At 64.4% G+C, this 21,427-nt stretch carries 18 protein-coding genes and 1 other RNA gene; 9 read left to right on the top strand and 10 right to left on the bottom strand.

Features of this window, described 5'->3' with window-relative positions; all coding sequences use genetic code 11:
- Positions 1–24: 24 nt before the first annotated feature.
- Together JQ558_RS29690 and JQ558_RS29685 are read right to left on the bottom strand one after the other, a co-directional pair.
- Positions 25–1,281 carry an RNA polymerase sigma factor gene (locus JQ558_RS29690; protein ID WP_212295991.1) on the bottom strand — a complete coding sequence of 419 codons (1,257 nt, stop codon included), beginning with the start codon at positions 1,279–1,281 and terminating at the stop codon, positions 25–27.
- Positions 1,282–1,295: 14 nt separating this feature from the next.
- Positions 1,296–1,646 carry a YciI family protein gene (locus JQ558_RS29685; protein WP_212211624.1) on the bottom strand — a complete coding sequence of 117 codons (351 nt, stop codon included), beginning with the start codon at positions 1,644–1,646 and terminating at the stop codon, positions 1,296–1,298.
- Between the two features lie 137 nt (positions 1,647–1,783).
- Here JQ558_RS29685 and rnpB point away from each other — a divergent pair.
- An RNA gene (rnpB, locus tag JQ558_RS29680) (RNase P RNA component class A) lies at positions 1,784–2,201 on the top strand.
- Positions 2,202–2,266: 65 nt separating this feature from the next.
- On the opposite strand, the gene JQ558_RS29675 is transcribed toward rnpB, so the two are convergent.
- From JQ558_RS29675 to JQ558_RS29665, 3 genes are all read right to left on the bottom strand, one after another.
- Positions 2,267–2,995, bottom strand: a complete 729-nt coding sequence (locus JQ558_RS29675; RefSeq protein ID WP_212211625.1) for an alpha/beta hydrolase — start codon at positions 2,993–2,995, stop codon at positions 2,267–2,269.
- 112 nt (positions 2,996–3,107) lie between these two features.
- Positions 3,108–4,073, bottom strand: coding sequence for an AraC family transcriptional regulator (locus JQ558_RS29670; RefSeq protein WP_212295990.1), 966 nt, complete (start codon positions 4,071–4,073; stop codon positions 3,108–3,110).
- A gap of 19 nt (positions 4,074–4,092) precedes the next feature.
- Entirely contained in the window at positions 4,093–4,824 is a 732-nt protein-coding gene (locus JQ558_RS29665; RefSeq protein ID WP_212295989.1) for an alpha/beta fold hydrolase, read from the bottom strand.
- Between the two features lie 210 nt (positions 4,825–5,034).
- Here JQ558_RS29665 and JQ558_RS29660 point away from each other — a divergent pair, with 210 nt between their 5' ends.
- Both JQ558_RS29660 and JQ558_RS29655 read left to right on the top strand, forming a co-directional pair.
- Complete coding sequence (locus JQ558_RS29660; protein WP_212211628.1) at positions 5,035–5,778, top strand: sulfite exporter TauE/SafE family protein; 744 nt, start codon at positions 5,035–5,037, stop codon at positions 5,776–5,778.
- Positions 5,779–5,850: 72 nt separating this feature from the next.
- Positions 5,851–6,795 carry a DMT family transporter gene (locus tag JQ558_RS29655; RefSeq protein ID WP_212295988.1) on the top strand — a complete coding sequence of 315 codons (945 nt, stop codon included), beginning with the start codon at positions 5,851–5,853 and terminating at the stop codon, positions 6,793–6,795.
- Here JQ558_RS29655 and JQ558_RS29650 read toward each other — a convergent pair.
- From JQ558_RS29650 to JQ558_RS29635, 4 genes are all read right to left on the bottom strand, one after another.
- The gene (locus tag JQ558_RS29650; protein WP_212295987.1) at positions 6,770–8,131 is read right to left on the bottom strand and encodes an MATE family efflux transporter; all 1,362 of its coding nucleotides are present in this window, start codon (positions 8,129–8,131) and stop codon (positions 6,770–6,772) included. The two genes, JQ558_RS29655 and JQ558_RS29650, sit on opposite strands and share 26 nt — an antisense overlap.
- Before the next feature lie 61 nt (positions 8,132–8,192).
- Complete coding sequence (locus JQ558_RS29645; protein ID WP_212211635.1) at positions 8,193–9,995, bottom strand: ABC transporter ATP-binding protein; 1,803 nt, start codon at positions 9,993–9,995, stop codon at positions 8,193–8,195.
- 365 nt (positions 9,996–10,360) lie between these two features.
- Positions 10,361–11,953 carry a DHA2 family efflux MFS transporter permease subunit gene (locus JQ558_RS29640; RefSeq protein ID WP_212295986.1) on the bottom strand — a complete coding sequence of 531 codons (1,593 nt, stop codon included), beginning with the start codon at positions 11,951–11,953 and terminating at the stop codon, positions 10,361–10,363.
- A 44-nt stretch (positions 11,954–11,997) separates the two neighbouring features.
- Positions 11,998–13,296: an HlyD family secretion protein gene (locus tag JQ558_RS29635; protein ID WP_212295985.1), complete on the bottom strand. Its 1,299-nt coding sequence runs from the start codon at positions 13,294–13,296 to the stop codon at positions 11,998–12,000.
- Between the two features lie 190 nt (positions 13,297–13,486).
- On the opposite strand from JQ558_RS29635, the gene JQ558_RS29630 reads away from it, so the two are divergent.
- From JQ558_RS29630 to JQ558_RS29605, 6 genes are all read left to right on the top strand, one after another.
- The gene (locus tag JQ558_RS29630) at positions 13,487–14,128 is read left to right on the top strand and encodes a TetR/AcrR family transcriptional regulator (protein ID WP_212211638.1); all 642 of its coding nucleotides are present in this window, start codon (positions 13,487–13,489) and stop codon (positions 14,126–14,128) included.
- Positions 14,129–14,372: 244 nt separating this feature from the next.
- Complete coding sequence (locus JQ558_RS29625; RefSeq protein WP_212295984.1) at positions 14,373–14,627, top strand: PilZ domain-containing protein; 255 nt, start codon at positions 14,373–14,375, stop codon at positions 14,625–14,627.
- A 201-nt stretch (positions 14,628–14,828) separates the two neighbouring features.
- Positions 14,829–15,314: a peptidoglycan-binding domain-containing protein gene (locus tag JQ558_RS29620; RefSeq protein WP_212295983.1), complete on the top strand. Its 486-nt coding sequence runs from the start codon at positions 14,829–14,831 to the stop codon at positions 15,312–15,314.
- Positions 15,315–15,437: 123 nt separating this feature from the next.
- Positions 15,438–16,127, top strand: coding sequence for a TetR/AcrR family transcriptional regulator (locus JQ558_RS29615; RefSeq protein WP_212295982.1), 690 nt, complete (start codon positions 15,438–15,440; stop codon positions 16,125–16,127).
- Complete coding sequence (locus JQ558_RS29610; protein WP_212295981.1) at positions 16,124–18,814, top strand: molybdopterin-dependent oxidoreductase; 2,691 nt, start codon at positions 16,124–16,126, stop codon at positions 18,812–18,814. The genes JQ558_RS29615 and JQ558_RS29610 overlap by 4 nt, the downstream gene beginning before the upstream one ends.
- Positions 18,811–19,719, top strand: coding sequence for a xanthine dehydrogenase family protein subunit M (locus JQ558_RS29605; protein WP_212295980.1), 909 nt, complete (start codon positions 18,811–18,813; stop codon positions 19,717–19,719). The genes JQ558_RS29610 and JQ558_RS29605 overlap by 4 nt, the downstream gene beginning before the upstream one ends.
- Before the next feature lie 151 nt (positions 19,720–19,870).
- Here JQ558_RS29605 and JQ558_RS29600 read toward each other — a convergent pair whose 3' ends face one another.
- Positions 19,871–21,085: an extensin family protein gene (locus tag JQ558_RS29600; protein ID WP_212295979.1), complete on the bottom strand. Its 1,215-nt coding sequence runs from the start codon at positions 21,083–21,085 to the stop codon at positions 19,871–19,873.
- Positions 21,086–21,427 lie beyond the last annotated feature (342 nt).

The following is a 21,427-nucleotide window of genomic DNA, read 5'->3' as shown; positions in this document are numbered from 1 at the left end:
TATCCCGATCGCAATGAATCTCGCCTAGGCCTTCGCTCCGGCATCGCGGTCCAGCTCTTCCATCCGCCGTGCGTAAAGCCGCCGCAACGGCTCCAGTTGCGTGGCAGCCGTCGCCGCCTGATAGGCTTCGCGCGCCGCATCACGCCGGCCGAGGCGGCGGAGCAGATCGGCGCGGACGGCCGGCAGCAACTCATACCCTTTCAACCCGCCGCGCGCCTCCAGCGCATCGATCAGGTCGAGCGCCCGCGCCGGCCCATCGACCATCGACACCGCGGCGGCATGATTGAGCTCGATCACCGGCGACGGGCTGATCCGCAGCAACACCTCATAGAGGCCGGCGATCTGCGGCCAGTCGGTGTCGTTATAATTCGGCGCACGCGCGTGCAGCGCTGCGATCGCGGCCTGCACCGCATAGGATTGCGGCCGCCCCGGCATCCGCAACGCCTTTTCGACCAGCTTCAAGCCCTCCGCGATCTGGGCCTGATCCCACAGCGAACGGTCCTGCTCTTCGAGCAGCACGATGTCGCCGCCCGCGGTCTCGCGGCCGGCGCGGCGGGAATCGTGGAGCAACATCAGCGCCAGTAATCCCTTGATCTCGCCGCGGCCGGGCATCAGCGCGTCGAGCAGCCGCACCAGCCGGATCGCTTCGCGGGCCAGATCAGGCCGCATCAGATCTTCGCCCGAGGTCGCGACATAGCCTTCGGTAAAGACCAGGTAGATCACCGCGAGCACGCCGCGCAGGCGCGGCTCCAGCGCTTCGCGTTCCGGCACTTCGTAGGCGATGCCGGCGAGGCGGATCTTCTGCTTGGCGCGCACCAGCCGCTGCGCCATGGCGTCCTCGCTCGCGAGAAACGCGCGCGCCACCTGCGCCGTCGAGAGCCCGCACACCGTACGCAGCGTCAGCGCCACCTGCACTTCCGCCGCAAAGGACGGATGGCAGCAAATGAAGATCAGCCGCAACATGTCGTCGTCGAGCACATTGTCGGCGGCCTCGTCAGGCGCCGACGCATTGAGCAGGATTTCGCGCGTCAGCTCCTGCTGCTTGTCGCGAAACGCGGCGTTGCGGCGGACGCGATCGATGGCCTTGTTGCGCCCGACATTGACCAGCCAGGCGCGCGGATTGGACGGCATTTCGGCAACGGACCAGCGCTCCAGCGCCACCGCGAACGCGTCCTGCAGCGCATCCTCGGCGAGATCGAAATCGCCGACGAGGCGGATCAGGGTCGCCAGCGCCCTGCCCGCCTCGTCGCGGAAGATTTTTTCGATCTCAAGCGGCGTCATCGGCGTACTTGCCGTCAATCATAAACCATGATCGGCCGCACCTCGATCGAACCTTTCCTGGCCTCGGGAATGCGCGCGGCGATGGCGAGCGCGGTGTCGAGATCCTTGGCCTCGACCAGATAATAGCCGGCGAGCTGTTCGCGCGTTTCCGCGAACGGACCGTCGGTCGTGAGCGTCTTGCCGTCGCGGACGCGCACGGTGGTCGCAGTCGTCGTCGGCTGCAAGCCGTCGCCGGCCTTGAAGTGGCCGCTCTGGATGATAGATTGCGTGAACGCGCCATATTCCGCCGACATTTCCTTGCGCGCCGCCGCATCCATTTTGCCGAACTCGGCTTCGCTCCGATAGATCATCAACAGATACTGCATCGCTCTACTCCTCTTGATCGGCTGGATCGCCGACACCCAGTCGAACGGGCCGGACGCGAAACGACATCTTCAGGATAGTTTATTTTCGCGCGTTTCGTGGCTTGACGCCACGCCGCCCAGCGCCCATGCGTAAGGGGTCAGTCGGCCGGACGGCCGCTCCCGCTACGGCCGAAAGGCTGCGGGAGAGGAAAGTCCGGGCTCCATCGACATACGGTGCCGGATAACGTCCGGCGGGGGCGACCCCAGGGAAAGTGCCACAGAGAACGAACCGCCTTCTCCTCCGGAGGAGGCAAGGGTGAAAAGGTGCGGTAAGAGCGCACCGCGGGTCCGGCAACGGAACCGGCATGGCAAACCACACCGGGAGCAAAACCGAATAGGGACGGCACCGCGGGCAGTTCGCGAAAGCGAAAACGCCGCAGGGCAATGTCAGGCTCGCCGTCCGGGTAGGTTGCTCGAGGCCATGTGCAAACATGGTCCCAGAGGAATGGCCGTCACGTATCACTCGCGAAAGTGAGTGGTGCCCTACAAAACCCGGCTTACAGGCCGGCTGATGTTTCTAAAATGAGGGGTTCGGCGTAACGCGCCGGACCCCTCGCCATCTTCAGGACCGCGCAACGATCCTAGTCGCGCGCCGCTTCCTCAATCGCCTGCGCCAGCCGCGCCGGACTGCTGAAGAACATTTCATGGCTGCCATCGCACTCGACGAGGCGAAACAGGCCGAGGCGCTCCGACAGCCGCGGATGCCAGGGCAGGCTGTGCGGCAAGGCGATGTCCTGCCGGCAATTGACGTAGGACTTGCCGACCGGCAGCTCCGCCAGCGGACGCTTCAAAGCAATCTTGTCGGTGAATGTCCGGTAAGGATGCGGGTTGAGTTTGGCGTACGCGGACTTTGCCAGTTCGAGGTCGGCGTCGTTGATGAATGCATCGCGCCAGATTTCAAACGGCAGCATGACCGCGTTCTTGTTGGCGGCGGCCACCGCATCGAACAGCCCGACATAATGCGGCGGCACCATGTCGTTGAGACACTGCCCGTCCAGCGGGACGAAGGCATTGACATAGACGAGACGCTTGATGCGATCCGTCAGCCGGTCGGCGACGCCCGAAATCAGCATTCCCCCATAGCTGTGGCCAACCAGCCAGATGTCCCGCAGGTTGTTGGTTTCGATGTAGCTGGTAACCGACGCGATTGCCTGTTCCAGCCCGATCTTGTCGCGATCGTCGCCCGCATTGTTGCCGGCAACCGTCGGGCAATGCACGGCATGGCCGTATTTGCGCAAGTGCCCGGCGACCGCATCCATTTCGGCACCGGTGTGCCACGCGCCGTGTACAAGGACGTAAAGGCCTGCCATTTCCGTCTCCCCCGTTATGGAAGTGGATTTGATAGGTCCGGCAGGTTATGCCGGATGGCCGGATTAAGCCACCATCATCGCCGATTTGCGCCATGGTCTTTGCCCGAACGGGTCAGCGCTGTCGCCTGAATGCGGCCGGTGTCATGCCGAGATATCTGCGGTATTGGCGAATGAAATGGGACGGATCGGACAGGCCGACGCGCAATCCTATCCCGCCGACGCCGATGTGATCGAACCGCGCTTCACTCAGCATCCTGCGCGCGACCGCCATCCTGCAGTCGTTCAGCATGCCGCTAAACGTCAGGCCTGACTTGTTGAGGCAGCGATGCACCGTCCGCTCCGAAACCCGCAGATGCTCCGCGACGGAAGCGGCCGTCAATCCCGGTTCGGCGTAGAGCAACCGGATGGCGCGGCCGATCTGATCCAGCAGGTTGTCAGCCTCGCGCCGCTCCGACGGCGTGGCTGGAATCTCGCTGCCCGCCGCCAGCGCCAGCAGGCCGCCGAGCTGGTCGGTGAGAACCTGCGCGGGCAGCGGCAGGTCGACTGCCAGATGGGGTGATAATTGGCACGCAAATGCGCTGAGCGCCACGCCCCAGCCGCTGCACCCGTCGATCCGCTGCCCGGCCCGCCGTTCCGGGTCGGTGACCCACGATTCGACCCACGCGATCGGCAACTCCAGCGACAGCGTGTTCGCAGTCACCGGAAAATTGAATTCATAGCAGCGCCGGGAGTCCAGCAACACGAGATCGTGCGGCCGCATGCTCGACCGATGGCCGTTCTGCATCACCGTCCAGTCGTTGTCGGTCTTGCAGAGAAGGTAGTAGTAGTTCGACGCGCTGCGCCCGAGGCTGGCTTTCCTGCGGTAGACGTGCTGCGCCGAGCCCTCGACACGGTTGATGCCGATGGTGTCGAGTTGCCCGCGCTGGACCGAGCAGTCGGAGCCCGACCGGACCTGCGTCGTGATATCCATCTCGAGAAAGCATTCGCAGACGGCGCCGATCCAGTAGTCCAGCCGCCGTTCCGGCTCGACCAGGCCGGTCGACCATTTCTCGATGACTGCCGCCGTCCTGGCCACCATGGCTCCGCCTCCCTCAATTTTACGCCACGATCTTCTCCAACAGCGCCATCAGCGCTTCCGGCGCGGTGACATTCGGCGCGTGGCTGGCATCGATCTCGAAATAGCGCCACGCCGGATCGCTCTTTGTCTTCCTCGCAAACGGGCCGAACGTATCGGCCGGCGGGAAGCGGGTGGCGTAGATATAGCTGCGCGGCAATGTCAGCCTGCCGCCTTGCAGCTTGAGCCTGGTCTCGAAGCATTTGACCGGCATCGGGGCGCGGCGCGCGGCCAGCCACTCGACGTCTTCAGCCGCGGTGTCCGGCGGCGACGTCATCGGCGGGATGCGCCAGCCATCCCCCTTCTTCGCGCCATCCAGCATCGGCTGCCGGCCCGGCTCGTTGATGTCGAACAGCGACTGTCCGTCTTCCGGCACGAAGGCGTCGACGTAGATCAGCTGCGTAACGCGATCCCTGGCACGATCGGCGACGCCGGTCGCGACCATTCCGCCATAGCTGTGGCCGACCAGCACGATGTCGCGCATATCCTCATACTTGATGACATTGAGCATGTCCTCGATATGGGTTTCGAGATCGATCGAGGGGTTTGCCAGATGCGCGCGTTCGCCAAGCCCGGTGTAGCTCGGCGTCACCAGGTGATGCCCCGCGGCGCGCATCAGCGGGTGCATCTTCTTCCACGCCCAGCCCGCCGACCACGCGCCGTGACAGACAAGGAAGGTCTTTGCGGAGGTTGAGCTCATCGGGGGCGTTTCCATGATTGTTGTTGAAGGCTTGAATTGCGATAGTACCTGTTGGCGTGGGCGTGTAAATATTCGCACCCAATCAACCGTCATTCCGGGATGCGCCTCTTGGCGCAGGCCCGGAATCCATAACCACGATCGGAGTATGGATTCCGGGCTCGTCGCTTCGCGCCGCCCTCAGATGCGCAATTGCGCATCGGGGAATGACGAAGGAGAGAAGAAAAATTGGAAACGTCCACTTACGCGCTGTTGCTTTTTGGCGCGCTCGCCGGGGGCTTCGTGTCCGGCCTTGCCGGTTTCGGAACGGCGCTGATGGCGCTGGGGATCTGGCTCTATGTGCTGCCACCGTCGCTGGCCGTCCCCCTGGTGTTGATCTGCTCGGTCAGTTCGCAGATCTCGACGCTGCCGACGATGTGGAAGGTTCTCGACTTCAAACTGGCCGCGCCGTTCGTCATCGGCGGGCTCGCCGGCATGCCGATCGGCGCGCTGCTGGTCGCGCAGGCCGAGCCGCAAATATTCAAACTGAGCGTCGGGGTGATGCTGCTGGTGTTTCCCGCCGCGCTGTTTTTCGTCCGCAAGCCGATGGCATTCGCCTTCGGCGGCCGGCCGGCGGACGCTGCCGTCGGATTTGCCGGCGGCATCCTGGGCGGCCTCGCCGGGCTGTCCGGCCCGCTGCCGACCCTGTGGGCCAGCGTGCGCGGCTGGACCAAGGACCAGCGCCGCGGCGTATTCCAGATCTTCAACGGCAGCGTGCTCGGCGCCGCCTTGCTGCTGCAGATCGTCAGCGGTTTCGTCAAGACCGAAGTGTTCTGGCTCGCGCTGCTGGCGCTGCCGGGCACGCTGATCGGCGCATGGATCGGCGCGCGGACCTATCGGGCCCTGAGCGACCGCAATTTCTACGACATCGTGCTCGGCTTGCTGTTTCTGTCCGGGCTCGCACTGGTGTGGAGCAGTATTGCTCCGAGCTAGCGGCGCATGGCCGCCATGTGCTCCGAGTAGATTGCTGTACGCTGATCTGGAAAACAGTTATCCAATCGCTTCATGACCTCTCCAACTTTTTCACGCGCACGTCTCGGTCTGTTGCTGGGTTTTGTCGGCGTGCTGATTTTTGGCGGTACGCTGCCGGCGACGCGGCTCGCGGTGTCGGCAATTGATCCGATTGCACTGACCTCGCAGCGCACACTGATCGCCGGAATATGCTCGCTGATATTGCTGGTCGCGTTACGCCGCCCGCTGCCGCCGCGCGCGCTGTGGCCGCAACTGGTCATCACCATGATCTGCGTCGCCATCCTGTTTCCGTTCCTGATGTCGGTGGGGGTGCAGACCGTCGACGCTTCGCATGGCGGCGTGGTGTTCGGGATCATGCCGATCGCCACCGCCCTGGTGGCGGTCATGATCACCCACGAACGGCCGCGGCCGCTGTTCTGGATCGCCTCGTTCGCGGGCGCCGGATTGGTGATTGCGTTTGCGCTGCGGCAAGGCGGCGGCGAACTGTCGGTCGGCGATTTATACTTGCTTGCTGCGGTGGTCGTGTCCGGCATCGGCTACGCCTTCTCCGGCCGGCTCACCGCGCAGATGCCGGGCTGGGAAGTCATCAGCTGGGTGCTGGTGATCGCATTGCCGCTCTCGATTCCGGCGGCCGCGCTGACGATGCCGGCCGACATCACCCATATCCCGCTAAAACCGTGGCTGGGGCTGCTCTACGTCGCGCTGTTCTCGCAGTGGATCGGATTCTTTGCCTGGAACGCCGGCATGGCGATGGGCGGCATCGCGCGGGTGTCGCAGGTGCAGCTGCTGCAGCCCTTCGTGGTCTTTGCGCTCGCAGCGGTTTTCAACGACGAGACCATCACGCCGCAGATCGTGCTGTTCGCTGCCGGCGTGGTCGCGACCGTCGCGATCTCGACCCGCACGCGCGGGCACAAAGCGCCCGATCGTCCTGAGCTGACTTCCGTTCCCGGCGTCACGCCGCCGGCAACGCCGACTTGAGCGGCGCCAGCCGTTTCCTGAACTCCAGATGCAGCAGCCACAAACTCAACGCGGCCTGCAGCGTCGTCGACAGGTTCGACAGGTACCACGCATACTCAATACGAAAACCTGGCCTTGCCGACAGCCAGAGCACCGGCAAGGCGTAGGTGATCAGACGTATGCCGGAACTCAGCAGCACCGGTTTGGTGTTGCCCAGTCCCTGAAACATGCTGGAGCACACGAAGTTGAATCCCTGCGCGACGAGATTGAGCGAGACCAATTGCAGGAACACGATTGCGACCGCGATCGTCTGAGCGTCGCTCGCGAAGCCGCCGAGCAGCAGCCCGGGCCAGCATTGCGCCAGGATCGTGAAAGCGATCATCACCAACGTGGCGATCAGTGCTGCCTTGGTGAAGGTTTCCTTCACGCGTGCGGCGTTGCCGGCGCCAAAATTCTGCCCGGCGATCGGTCCGGCGGCGAGCGCAATCGCCAGTGCCGGCATCTGGATGAGGCCGAGCACACGCGTCCCGATGCCAAATCCAGCCTGCGCCGCCGCGCCAAAGTCGCGTAACGCGTAATAGATCACGCCCATCCAGAGGAATATGATCGCGAACTCACCGCCGGCCGGCAGACCGACATTGAGGATGCGCGTCCACTGCCGGATCCGCGGGCGCAGTTGCGCGGGATTGAGGCCGACGTAGCGCTCCAGTCTTCGAAAATACATCCACAGCATCAGCGCGCCGATCAGCACCGCAATTGAACTCGCAAGGCCTGCGCCCGCGACGCCGAGCGCGAGGCCGGTGCCCCAGCCGGAGATCAGGACCGGCGCCAGCGCAATATTGATGATCACCGCGAGCACCTGCACGATCATGCTGGGCCGCACGATACCGGTACCTTGCAGCGCGGCCGCCATCACCTGCGTGGCGAATTGCAACGCCAAAGCGGGCATGAACCAAAGCAGATACGTCGTGCCGGCCTCGACGGTGGCCTCGTTGGCGGCGACCATGCGCATGTAACCGCCAGCGAATGCGGATCCTGCCACCCATGTCAGCAGCCCGCACGCGGCCGCCAGGCCGAGCGACTGGTTGAACACCAGATTGGCGTCGGCCTGATCCTTGCGGCCCACAGCATGCGAAATGAGCGCGACGGTGCCCACCCCCAGGACCTGCATCAGGCCGTTGATGAGAAATGCCAGATTGCCCGCCGCCGCCACACCCGCGACGGCGGCATCACCAAGCCCGGCCACGAAATACAGATCGACGAGCTGGCAGATCATGATCGTGATCATGCCGGCGACGATCGGTGGCGCCATGCTCAGGATGTGGCTCACGATGGAGCCCTGCGTAAGGTCTTTCATTTCAAATCCGCCCCCGGCGCGCGACCTTGGAACATCCCAAGGCCGCGCGCCGCAATGTCATTTACTCCGCCGCCGTAATGCGGCCGAACTCCGTCGCCTGCCGCTCGAACAATCCGCGATAGATGCCGCCGGCGCGCGCCGTCAGCATCGCGTGGGTGCCCTGCTCGACGATCTTGCCGCGATCGAACACCAGGATGCGGTCGAGGCTGCGCACCGTCGACAGCCGGTGTGCGATCACGATCGAGGTGCGGCCTTTCATCAGCCGTTCCATCGCCTGCTGGATCAGGCCTTCGGACTCCGAGTCGAGGCTGGAAGTCGCCTCGTCCAGGATCAGCACCGGCGCATCGGCCAGGAAGGCACGCGCCAATGCGACGCGCTGCCGCTCGCCGCCCGACAGCTTGACGCCGCGTTCACCGACCAGCGTGCCGTATCCCTTCGGCAGCCGCAGGATGAACTCGTGCGCGTTCGCCAACCTTGCTGCCTGCTCGACCGCGGCCATACTGGCGCCCGGCCTGCCATAGGCGATGTTCTCGGCCAATGATCGATGAAACAGGATCGGCTCCTGCTGCACGATCGCGATCTGGCTGCGTAGCGAGTGCTGCGTCGCTTTCGCAATGTCCTGACCGTCGATCAGGATCTTGCCGCCGCCGATGTCGTAGAGCCGCTGCACCAGCTTGACGAACGTCGTCTTGCCCGACCCCGAACGACCGACCAGGCCGACGCGCTCGCCGGCACGGATGTCCACCGACAAGCCGTCATAGAGCGGATCGCGATGGCCGCCGTAATGGAACGTCACGGCGTCGAACACGATGCGGCCGCCCTGGATGTCGATCGGCTTCGCGTCAGGCGCATCCGCAATGCCGATCGGCTCGGCGTGGATCGCGACCAGCTCCTCCATGTCGTTCACCGAACGCTGAAGATTGTTGATGTGCATGCCGACGTCGCGCAGGTACGCATGGATGATGTAATAGCTGGTCAAGACATAGGTGACGTCGCCCGGCGTGGCGCGGCCCGCGATCCACAGCAGGATCGCGCCGCCGATCACGGACGTGCGAAAACACAGCAGCACCGCGAGCTGCGCCGTCGAGGTGTAGTTGTAGCGTATCCAGGTCCGCCGCACGCGCCTGCCCCAGCGGCCGATGACGCCGGACAGCCGCCCGTCCTCGCGCGCTTCCGCGCCAAAGGATTTCACCACCGCGTTACACGTCAGCGCATCCGCCAGCGTACCCCCGACCTTGGTGTCCCAGGCGTTGGAGACGCGCGCGGCCGGTGCGATGTAATTCATCGAGAACGCGATCGTCATCGCGACATAGATCACCGTGCCGACCGCAATCACCGCCCCGAGCGAGGGCCAGTGCAGCCCGAGCAGGATCATCGAGCCCAGCAGCACCGTCAGCGACGGCGCCAGCGCCATCAGGATGGTGTCGTTGAGCAGATCGAGCGCCCACATGCCGCGGGTGATCTTGCGCACGGTGGACCCGGCGAAGCTGTTGGCGTGCCAATCGGTCGAGAAGCGCTGCACCCGCATGAAGGCGTCGCGCGACACGTCGGACATGATCTTCAGCGTGAACGGCACGATCGCCTGCAGGCCGATCAGCCGCAGCACCATCGACAGCGCGCCCAGCGCCACGATGCCGCCAAAGGCGATCATCGCCGCGCGTCGCGCGGCGGGATCAGACGCGCCTTGCGTCAGCGCGTCGACCAGATGGCCGGAGAACAGCGGCATGAACAGGTCGGCCGCTGTCGCACCCAGCAGACCGCCGGCAACGACGCTGGCGCGGCCGGGCTGTTCGAGCCAGTGCCGGAACACGAACGGGATCACCACGCGTATCGCGGCGGGACGCTTGTCGGTTTGAACGGTCATGGCCTCATCCGGCACCGCTTGCGCGCATGCCGGCTCCATTTGAAAGGACGCACGGACGGCACAGGGCCGAACGCAAGCGTCGTTGAAAAAAGGTAACTCGTTGAGAAGTTTTGAAGATCGGGGAAGCTTGGATGATCGGGACGTCAGGCCCGATCAGAGCTGGCGAAAAGTGGCCTCAGAGGCCCGATACGGCGTCCAGCATAGGCATCGAACGCAAGCGGGCGGTCTGCGAATTAGACGAAATCATGCAAATCCTCCCCGGTTCGAGCGACAATGCGCACGCTTATAAATGCATCACGGGTGATTTGCAATATGACAACCGCGTGAGCGCGCGAAATCAATCAACGCAAGGTTCAGCGCCCAATTCAATGCCCTGAGCCACCGCCCGCCGCCAGCGCCGGCGGCTTGTTCAGCAGCACGACCAGAAGGCTGAGGCCGACATAGAACACGGCCAGCATGAAGAAGGCGTCGCCGAACCCCATCACGACAGCCTGGCGGTGAACGATCTGCGATAATTGCTTCATCGCCATCCGCGCGGCGTCGCCCATGCCCTGCATGCGCTGGGTGAACATGTTGAGCGTCTCCACGGCCATGGCGTTGCCCCAGTTCATGCGATCGTGCAGCCGCGAGATGTGCAGATCGGTGCGCTCGTTCAGCACCTGGTTGATCAGCGCGAGCCCCACCGCGCCGCCGAGGTTACGTGTCAGGTTGAACAGGCCGGAGGCGTTCTTGACCCGCTCAGGCGCCAGCGTGCCGAGCGCGATGGTGTTGGTCGGCACCATCGCGAACATCATGCCGACGCCGCGCAGGATTTGCGGGACCAGCAGCTCGTAGAAATCATATTCGCGGGTGATCCATGTCATCAAATAGGAGCCGAGCGCGAAGCTGCAAAGCCCGAAGGCGATGAGGTAACGCATGTCGACCTTGGTCATCAGCCGTCCGACGAGCGGCGCGGTGAGGAACATGGCGACGCCCGAGACGAACATGGTCTCGCCGATCATCAGCGCGCTGTAGCCGCGCACTTCGGCAAGATAACGCGGATAAACATAGGTCAGGCCGTACAGCCCGATGCCGACGCAGAACGAGATCAGGCAGCCGATGGCGAAATTGCGGTCGCCGAACGTCCTGATGTCGACGATCGGCTCATGCGCTGTCAGCACGCGCCAGAAAAACGCGATCGCGGACACCAGGCAGACGGCGGCGCAGACTGCGACCGAGGTATCCTGCAGCCACTGATATTGCGGGCCTTCCTCGAGCACGTATTCGAGCGAGCCGAGGAAGCCCGCCATGAACAGCAGGCCCCACCAGTCGAAATGTTCGAGCAGCTTGAAGTTCGGCTCGTCGAAATCGACCAGGATCAAGACGCCGATGGTGATGCCGATGCCCGGAATGATGTTGACGAAGAACAGCCAGTGCCACGACATCAGGTCGGTGATGTAGCCGCCGACCGTCGGACCGATCGTCGGCGCCAGCGTCGCCACCAGGCCGATGATCGGGCCGACGATGTAGAATTTCGAACGCGGAAACACCGTATAGGCGGAGGCGAACACGGTCGGGATCATGCCGGCGCCGAGAAATCCCTGCAGCGCGCGCCACACGATCATCTGCTCGATCGTGGAGGCAAAACCACAGAAGAAGCTCGCGATAGTGAAGCCGGAGGCGGAAATCGCAAACAGCAGGCGGGTGCCGAACGCACGCGACAGGAACCCGGAAAGCGGAATCGCGATCACCTCGGCGATCAGATACGAAGTCTGCACCCACGACACTTCGCTCGAGCTTGCCGAAAGCCCGGCCTGGATCTCGTTCAGCGATGCCGAGACGATCTGGATGTCCAGGATCGACATGAACATCCCGAACACCATGATGAGGAACGCAAACAGCCGTCGCGGCGGGATGCGCTCGTCCGGCACGCTGGCGGCTGGTATCATCGACGGCGATGCGGTGGTGGCGTCTGCCATGATCTGCTCAGGACGCGCGCCGGGCTCCCTCTGCGCTGAAAAAGTTACTTCGGATGCAGCATCGGCGATGCGTCGAGGTCGGCCTCGTTGTCGGCATCGGCGGCGCCGTCACGGGTGTTGACCGTGGTGTAGACCGACATGCCCGCGCGCAGCAGGTTTTGCTTCGCGACATCTTTCGGCACCCGGATCCGCACCGGCAGCCGCTGCACGATCTTGGTGAAGTTGCCGGTGGCGTTATCAGGCGGCAGCAACGTGAACACCGAACCCGCCGCCGGCGAAATGCTGTCGACCACGGCCGCGAACTTGCGATGGCCGTAGGCATCCACGGAAATCGTCACGGGCTGCCCGGGACGGATGCGCTTGAGCTGGGTTTCCTTGTAATTGGCGTCGATGAAGACGTCGTTGAGCGGCACCACATTGCCGAGGCGCTGGCCGGCCTGGATGTAGTCACCGGTGTTGACGATGCGGTTGGAGAAGGTGCCGTCGACCGGCGCACGCACCGCGGTGAATGCAAGATCGCGCTCGGCCTTGGCCAGCGTGGTCTGCAACTCCGCCAGCTGGGCGCGGGCCTCGTTCTGCTGCGCCCTGGTCACCTCGACATTGTCGCGCGCGGCATCAAAGGCCGCCTGCGCCGATTTCACCTGCGCGACACCCTGATCGCGGCCGGCTTCGGAAACTTCAAACGTGGCGCGCGAGGCAAAGCCTTTGGTGCTCAGCGCCTGCTGACGGTCGAAGTCGAGACCTGCGCGCTTCAGCGCCGCTTCCGCGGAGACGAGTTGCGCCTTGGCCTGCTCGACCGCGCTTTCCATCGCCGCCACCTGACGGCCGATACGGTCGATGGTGGCCTGCTGGGTCGCGATTTTGGTGCGCGCGGCATCCACGGCGATCCGGTAATCGCCGTCATCGATCCTGTAGATCACGTCGCCGGCGCGAACGATTGAATTGTCTGTCGGAATGATCGCCGCGATATGGCCCGCGACCCGCGCACCCAGCGTGGTGTTGTTGGCACGCACATAGGCGTCGTCGGTCGAGATATAAAAGCGTCCGATGAATGTGTAGTAGACGCCGTAGCTGACGGCCGCGAGTGCCAGCAACGCGAACACGCCCATCATCACGAATTTGCGTTTGCCGGATTTCGGCGCGGCGGGTTGTGCGGCATCGGCGGGCGCGGCGGTTGCCGGCGCGCCCGGAGCAGTTGCCGGCTGGCGCCTGGTTTCTTCTGCAACGTGAGTTCGAAGCTGGTCCGCCAACTGGGCGGGGTCGCGCGCGGCCTCGCCTTCGGCCGCTTCTCCTTCGGGCTGCTCCCGAACGACGCGTGCGGCCTGATCTCTCGCTGCGGCCATACCCCGGCCTCCCCATTACTCATGCACGGCGCAGACGCAGCCGAAACCCGGCCGTGAAGGCACCGTCACTTGCAACATTTAGCATTGACCGAACCGTTCGGTCAATATACATTTACGTGAGGGGACCATAGAGCGAGAAACCCTTCCGGTATCTAACTCAGGTTGAAATCTTTCCCGAGAATATAAACCAATGGTTGCAGACACTTCGAACCCGCTTGATGTCGTGATCGACGAGGATTCCTCGAAGCGTCGCCAGATCCTCGACGGCGCCCGAAAAGTTTTCCTGGATCTCGGGTTCGACGGCGCCAGCATGGGCGAGATCGCGCGCTCCGCCGGCGTCTCCAAGGGAACGCTCTACGTCTACTTCGCCGACAAGCACCGCCTGTTCGAAGCCATCGTCGAGGAAGAATCGATCGAACAGGGCAAGACCGCATTCAATTTCGATCCCGACCGCGGCGTCGACATCACGCTGCCGGAATTCGGCCGGGCCTACATCCAGGTGCTTTGTCGGCCCGGCGGCGGCTCGGCGATCCGCACCGTGATGTCGATTGCGGAGCGCATGCCGGACGTCGGCCGCAGATTTTACGACAATGTGCTGGCCCGCACCGTCAATCGCTTCGCCGCCTATCTGGAGGCGCGGGGACGGCTCGGCGAACTCGTGATCGACGATTACGAACTGGCGGCCTGGCAATTCATGCAGATGTGCCAGGCGACGCTGTTTCAGGCTTTCATCTTCCAGGCCAAGCCCTCACCTTCGCCAGAGCAGATCGCAACTGTCGTCGACAGCGCGACGCGGGTGTTTCTGACGGCGTATCGGGCGAAACGGGACTGAGGGCGACTGTAGCTTCCTACAAAGACTGTCATCCCCGCGCAGGCGGGGATCCAGTACGCCGCGGCTTCTCGGTTCAATCATTACCGTCTCTGGGATACTGGGTCGCCCGCCTTCGCGGGCGATGACAGTTGAGTGCGTGTGCTCATGCGGGTGCATCTCCACCCCGCCCTCCCGTTCGTTCAAATTGTCCGCAACTGCAACCAGGCGTCCCCTCTCCGCGTTTGACCCGTGGGAGATATGTGCCATGGCAATTTTCGGTCGAAAGCCCCGGCCCTCTCGCCGGCGAACCAACCAGCCTGCATGGATGACCATCGACGGCAGTTTTGCCGCGCGTCAATGCACCGTCATCGACATTTCGGAAGGCGGTGCGCGATTGCGGGTGGAAGACCCGCAATTCGTCAAGCCGCATTTTCATCTGAAATTCGACCGGGCCTCCCCGGGCAGGGCCTGCAGGGTCGCCTGGAAGAAAGGCGACCTGATCGGGATCAAATTCGTTTAGGGCGGGACGGCACCGCCTGCTTGCGCCGACCGCCGCGCGGCTGCGCGCGATGCGGTGCAACAATCCGCGCACGCCATGGAACAAGTGTTCCCGCCAATAGTTGCCAGCGACGAAACCAAAATCGACCATTGATTCAAAAGCCGGGTTCGTATTTGCACCGACGCAGGTTCTCGAAGCGAGAGACTCGGGGGAAGAATAGCCATGCGTGTCGTTATCCTGGCATTGTCGATCCTGGGAATTCTCGCCTGCTCGGATGCCGCCAGGGCCGGCCCAAGCACGACCACGCGCGATTCGACGACCTCGGTCGATGAAGCGATCTTTGCCGAAGAAGCGACGCAAGCAACCGAAGACCGGATCGGGCTCGACAAGCGAAAGCGCCGCGACCTGCAGCGCCGGCTGACCCGGCTCGGCTTCGACACCAGGGCCAACGGAAAGTTCGACGCGCGGACCCGCGCCGTCATCACGCGCTGGCAGGCCGCGCGCGACTATCCCAGCACCGGCTTCCTCAACCCGTTGCAGCACCAGGCACTGCTGGCCGAATCCGCCTCGACGGCGAACGCCAGCGTCCGCGAAACTGGCAAGTCGGGTAACGAACGTCGGGCCCGTCGTCGCGGCGGAAGCAATCCGGTTGGCGTGATCGGCGGCGTCGTGGGCGGCGTGGTCGGCGGAATTTTCGGACGCCGGTGATCCGTAAATGGTCCTGGGCTTGAACTCGGCCGCCGCGACCGGCAGCGAGACGTGGGGCAGTTAGCCGCGCCCCAACACAAATCCGTCATTTGACACTTCGTCTCATTTTGTCAAATTCGTCAAATGAAGCCCCGCGACCGCGTCCTCGATGCCGCCATGCTGGTATTCCGCCGGCAGGGGTTTCGGCGTTCGTCGATCGAGCAGGCGGCGGAGGCCGCCGGCCTGACGCGCCAGGCGCTCTACCATCATTTCAAGTCCAGGGAAGAACTGTTCCGCGCCGTGATCGAGCGGCTGCATGAGAACGCGCTGGCCGCCGAGATCGCGGCGGGCGAGGCCACCGAAAAGGCCGGCAGCGGCCTTGCCGACATCCTGATCGCCGAGATTACCGCGCGGATCGGGCAGTTGATCGCGCCGCTCGAGGGTTCGCCCCATATCGAAGAGCTGTTCTCCGAGCACCTGCTGCAGGCCCGCGACATCTACCAGAAATATGCCGCGCATTATGCCGCGCAGCTGACATCCACGATCGAACGGGTCTGCCGCAAGCAACGTCTCGCGATCAAGGACATGACCGCGCCCGACTTCGCGCGCTGCGTCGAGATGGCGTTCAACGGCACCAAGTCCGCCTATCCGGCGATGCAGCCGGCTGACGCCTTCCTGCGGGATTTCGGCATCATGGTGCGCACGCTGGTCGCCGGCGCCGTGGGCCCAGCGCCGAAGCCGCGTTCAAGAGACACTGCAGGAAAACCTGCAAGAAAAGCTGCAAGAAAGCCTGTCGCAAGCAAAACCGCCCGCAAATCAGGAGATCGCAGATGAGTACGATGACGATCAACGGCCGTGTCGCCCCCCTGCCCGACGACATCGACGCCATGCTGATCGATGTGGTCAGGACCGATCTCGACCTCACCGGCACCAAGCTGGTCTGCGGCGCCGGCGTTTGCGGCGCCTGCACCGTGCTGGTGGATGGCGCGCCGGTGGCGAGTTGCCTGATGCCGGCCCGCGCCGCGGCCGGCAAGACAGTCACCACGGTCGAGGGCATCGGCGCCGAAAAGCTGCATCCGGTGCAGAAGGCGTTCATGGTGCACGACGCGCTGCAATGCGGATTCTGCACGCCGGGCTTCATCGTCGAGGCCGCGGCGTTTCACGACCACTGGCGCGCAACAAAGGGAACGGCAACACCTTCGCGCGAGGAAATCGGCGCTGTCCTGTCGGGGCATCTGTGCCGCTGCGGCGCCTATGACGGCATCTTCAGCGCGGTGGCCGCGGCCTGCAGCGGCCAGTTCGACGGCGGCGACATCGTCTCGCCGCGCGTCGAGGCACGCGACAAGGTGACGGGTGCGGCGAAATACACCGTCGATGTCAGGCATGAAGGCCAGCTCGAAGGCGTCATCCTGCGCTCGGAGATCGCGCATGGCAAAATCGGCGAACTCGATTTCGCGCCGGCGCTGGCGCTGCCGGGTGTCGGCGCCGCGATCTCGCTGCTCGCTGAAGACCGTATCGTCCGCTTTGTCGGCCAGCCCATCGCCGCCGTCGCGGCCAGGGATCGCAAGACGGCGCTGGCGGCGATCGCCGCGATCAAAGTATCCAGCGAAAAGCTACCCTCCGTGATCGGGCTCGATGAAGCCCGTAAGCCGAATGCGCCGGTGGTGTTCGAAAAGGCAGACCGCAAGAAAGCCGGCAACGTCTCCGAAGGCGCCGGCGCGCCGGCGCCGTGGAAGGCGAACATCCGCGGACCGTCGGCGGCGTTCTCGCTCAAGCCGAAGCAGGTGCGGAGCTGGGTCGAGAGCGCGCGGCAGGAGAAAAATCCGTTGCTGGTCGAAGGCGTGTTCCGGACCGGCACGCAATCGCATACCTGTTTGGAGCCGCACGCCACAGTCGCGCATTTCGAAGGTGACCGGCTTACAGTGCACGCCTCGACGCAGAGCGTGTTCCATCTGATGGAGCTGATCGCCAAGCGCTACAAGCTCGACCACGACAAGGTCCGCGTCATCGCCGATCACGTCGGCGGCGGTTTCGGCTCCAAGGCCAGCCTCGGCGCGGAGACGACGATCGCGATCGATCTGGCGCGCGCCGCCAATGCGCCGGTCCGCGTCGCCTTCGATCGCCATGAAGAACTTTCGGTGACCGGCTATCGGCCGGCGTCGGAGGTCAAGCTTGCGCTGCTGCCGTCCGAGCAAGGCGGATTGAAAGCGCTGTCGGTGACCGCCTATGCCGACACCGGCGCCGCGATCAATTCCACCATCGCCACCCTGGCACGGCTGATCTATCCGGCCGAAGGCAAGGAGCTCGCCGATTTCGACGTCATCAGCAATCTGCCGCCGGGGGCGGCGTTTCGCGGCCCCGGCGGACCGCCGATGGCGTTCGCGGTGGAGCAGGCGATCGACGAAGCCGCGCTGCGGATGAAGGTCGATCCGATCGAGCTGCGCAAACGCTGGGATACCGATCCCAACCGGCGGCGGCTTTATGAATGGGCGCAAGGGCTCGACGTCTGGCGCAACCGGAAGTCACCGGCCGAGCAGACCGGCCGCTATCGCCGCGGTGTCGGCGTCGCCACCGGATACTGGCTTTATCTCTGGCAGCCCGGCTCGAAAGTGGAAGTGTCGGTCAAGGGCGGCCGCCTGATCGCAAGCACGGCGATCCAGGATATCGGCACCGGCAGCCGCACCGTGATCGCCAATACGGTGGCGCGCGAATTCGGTCTCGAGCCGCATGAGGTCGAGGTTCACATCGGCGATTCCAAACTGCCGGTAGGCCCGGGCTCGGGCGGCAGCCGCACCACCGCCTCGGTGGTGCCGCCGACATTGCTCGCGATCCAAAAGCTGAAGGCCGCGATCGAAAAAAATGCAAAACGAAAGCCGGCGCCGGGATCGAATGCGCCGTGGCGCGAATTGCTGGCGGCCTCCCCCGACCTCACCGCATCAGGCGTGCGGCCGGAGGACAGCAGGCAGATGGCGCCGGGCGTTGAGTCGCCCCTGAAGCAGGTGGGTATTCTGGGCTGGATCTTCGGCAAGATGATGCGCTGGATGTCCAACATGGTGATCGGCGCCGGCGTGCCGAGTTCGGTGCAGGTGATCGAGGTCGAAGTCGATACCTGGCTCGGCCATGTCCGCGTCCTCAACGTCCACACCGGCATTGCGGTCGGCAAGATCGCAGCGCCCGCGCTGGCGCGAAGCCAGGCGGCGGGATCGGTCATTCAAGGCATCGGCTACGCGCTTTACGAAGCGCGCGAGATCGATGGGCGAACCGGCGATACGCTGAGCGGCGGGCTGGAGGATTACCGGATTCCCGGTATAGCCGACACGCCCGTGATCGACGTGCATTTCGACGAAGCCGGTTTCGATCACGTGCTCGGCGGCAGCGTCGGCATCGGCGAGGTCGCCACCGTGCCGACGTCGCCGGCGGTCGCCAACGCGATCTACAACGCCACCGGCATCCGGCCGATGGAGTTGCCGATCCGCCCCGACCGTTTGATCTCAGCGCTGAAAGGGAGGGCCGCCGCATGACACCGGCCATGACGACCGAATTCCGCGCCGCCGGCACCGACCTTTCCGAACGCCGCCGCAGCGGCGTCTCGAAGGGCCCGCTGATGGATATCGTGCCGGCGTCGGATATCTCGGGCATGAACTGGGGCGCCGACGGCACGCTGCGCATCGGCGCCTACACCACCATCGCCGCGATCGCCGCCGATCGAAGCATCGCCGCGGCCTATCCCGGCATTGCGGCGTCGGCGCAGGGCCTCGCAACGCCGCAGATCCGTCATCTGGCAACGCTCGGCGGCAATATCGCGCAGCGTTCGCGCTGCTGGTATTTTCGAAATCCGCATATCGCCTGCCTGAAGAAGGGCGGCACCGATTGCCCGGCCCGCAGCGGCAATCATCTCTATCACGTCGCCTTCGATCTCGGCCCCTGCGTGGCGCCGCACCCTTCCACGATGGCGGCCGCGCTACTGGCTTATGACGCGACCATCATCACCTACACAAGAAGTGGGCTATCGATCCCGGACGTGCTCGGCGACGGCTCCAACGGCACCGCCGACAATTTGCTGCAGCCGGGGGAAATGATCCGGGGCATCGAACTGCCCAAGCCGATGCAGGACGAGCGCGCGTTCTACAAGCGCGCGATCAGCCGCGCTTATGCGGAATGGCCGCTGGTCGAGATCTGCGCCCGCGCGGTCGTCAAGGACGGCGCGTTCCAGTTCATCCGCCTCGCCGCCGGTGGCATCGCGCCGGTGCCGCTGCGGCTGAAGGCGGCGGAAGGCGCACTGCAAGGCAAGGCGGCCAATGCGTTGAACATTGAAGTGGCTGCCAAGCTTGCGACCTCGGGCGCCAAGCCGTTGCTGATGACGGGCTACAAGCTCGATCTCCTGGAAGGCGTGGTGCGCGATGTGCTGGAGAAGCTGGCGGCGTAAGCCGGCCGACCCTTCAACAAAAGGTGTCATACCCGCGCACGCGGGTATCCAGTACGCCGCGGCCTCTCGGTTCTATCGCTGATGTCTCTGCAATACTGGATCGCCCGCTCCAGTGCGCAATTGCGCACAAGGCGGGCGATGACAGCTGGGCCTAATGCCCGTCGAACTCGTCTTCTTCGTTGACCTTGCTTGAGTGCCGGTGCGCCTTCCTGCCGCCGAGCGAACCCGTCGTCCAGGGCTCGCGCGACGACGCGTAGGGACTGCGCCCTCCGGCCCTACCCGCGACCTGATCGCCGGACACAGCTGCCGGCTGGCAGATCACCCGCCCGCTGGAGCGGCGCATCAGATCGACGTGGAGGTGGTCCTCGTGATGGCGGTTGGAGCCCGGCGCCAGCACAGTGTTGAACTGCTGGCAGGCGCTTGCCTGCACGTCGCGCAGAAAGCCCTGCTCTTCCGGCATGCCGCGCCAGCCGCCCCTCACCGTGACGCGGCGGCCGTCGGCGAGCACGAAGGCGGAGATATCGAGCGCGTTGCCAAAAGCGTGTTCGGAAATATGCGAGTTCGGATTGCCGTTCATGCCGCGGCAGGAATAGGCGGAGATCTGCTTGATTTCGACCACGCGCACGCCGAACCAGCGCATGGCTGCGGGCTGTACCGAGTCGGCGAGCCAGCGGTCGAGCACCGAGACGATCGGACAGGCCAGCGTCGCGGTCGGCTTGATCGCGACCGGCCCTACCGTGTTGACGGGATCGCCCAGAACAGGCCCGAGCCGCGGCGGCGGCGCGGCGGCGGGCGCCTGTGAATAGGGTGCCGGCGAATAATTCGGGGATGACGGGTAGCGGTCGCTCGGCGGATAGGAAGGCGCGGCCATATAAGAGCCGCTCCGCGGGTCGCGCGATTGCGGCGCACCTTCGGCCGGCAGATCGATTTCGTCGTCCTGCTGGGCCACGCCCGGCGCGGTCAGCGAGATCGGCCCGTTGGACGGCGCGCCATAGCTCGGCTGGCGCAGCGCCTGATCGGAATAGGTCTGCGGTGCGGCGGCAGGTTGCTGCCGAACCGGCCAGCGCGGCTGGTTGCCGATATTGCCGGGCGGCCGCAACTCGTCGGCGAAACCGAAACTCGGGCTGCCCTCGCCGAGGGCCGCGACTTTCAGCGGAAATTGCGCGCCACAGGCGCCGGGACCGGAAATCGGGTCAATCCGGACCAGTTCGGGGGTCTCCTTGACCGCACCGGACTTCAGGCATGCGACCTCGGCCTCGGCCCGCCACGGTTCACGCTCGGCGGACTGAAACAGTCCGCGGCCGCAACCCGCCAAGGAGACAAGGACGAAGGAGCCGACTAGATACAAACGAACTCCACGCGTCATCCGCGCACGTTCGGCGAATTTATTTAAGAAGTCTTCAACACGTTGATTTCATGAATTATTTACCATGTTGCCTGCAACCGCCGGCTGTGGACAGGCGGGGATAGACAGCAACGCTGACTTGTTTTGGCCGGGAACGCTTTGTTAGCGTCGAGCGTTATGAGCGGGCACGACGTGAACCAAGGGAGTATTCCCCATATGACCATGGTCAGCAGACTGAGCGTTGTAACCGCGTATCTTGCATTCGCCTTCGTCGGCGCCATTGTGATCGGCGTGTTCTAGGCTTCCCCTTCCAGGCTTGAAGCCAATCGAAAACTGTTCGCCCGGTGGTCGCTCCACCGGGCA

Source organism: Bradyrhizobium sp. AUGA SZCCT0160 (assembly GCF_018130105.1).
Lineage (GTDB): Bacteria > Pseudomonadota > Alphaproteobacteria > Rhizobiales > Xanthobacteraceae > Bradyrhizobium.
Note: the sequence above shows the minus strand (reverse complement) of the source record. Positions and strands in the feature narration are given on the sequence as shown.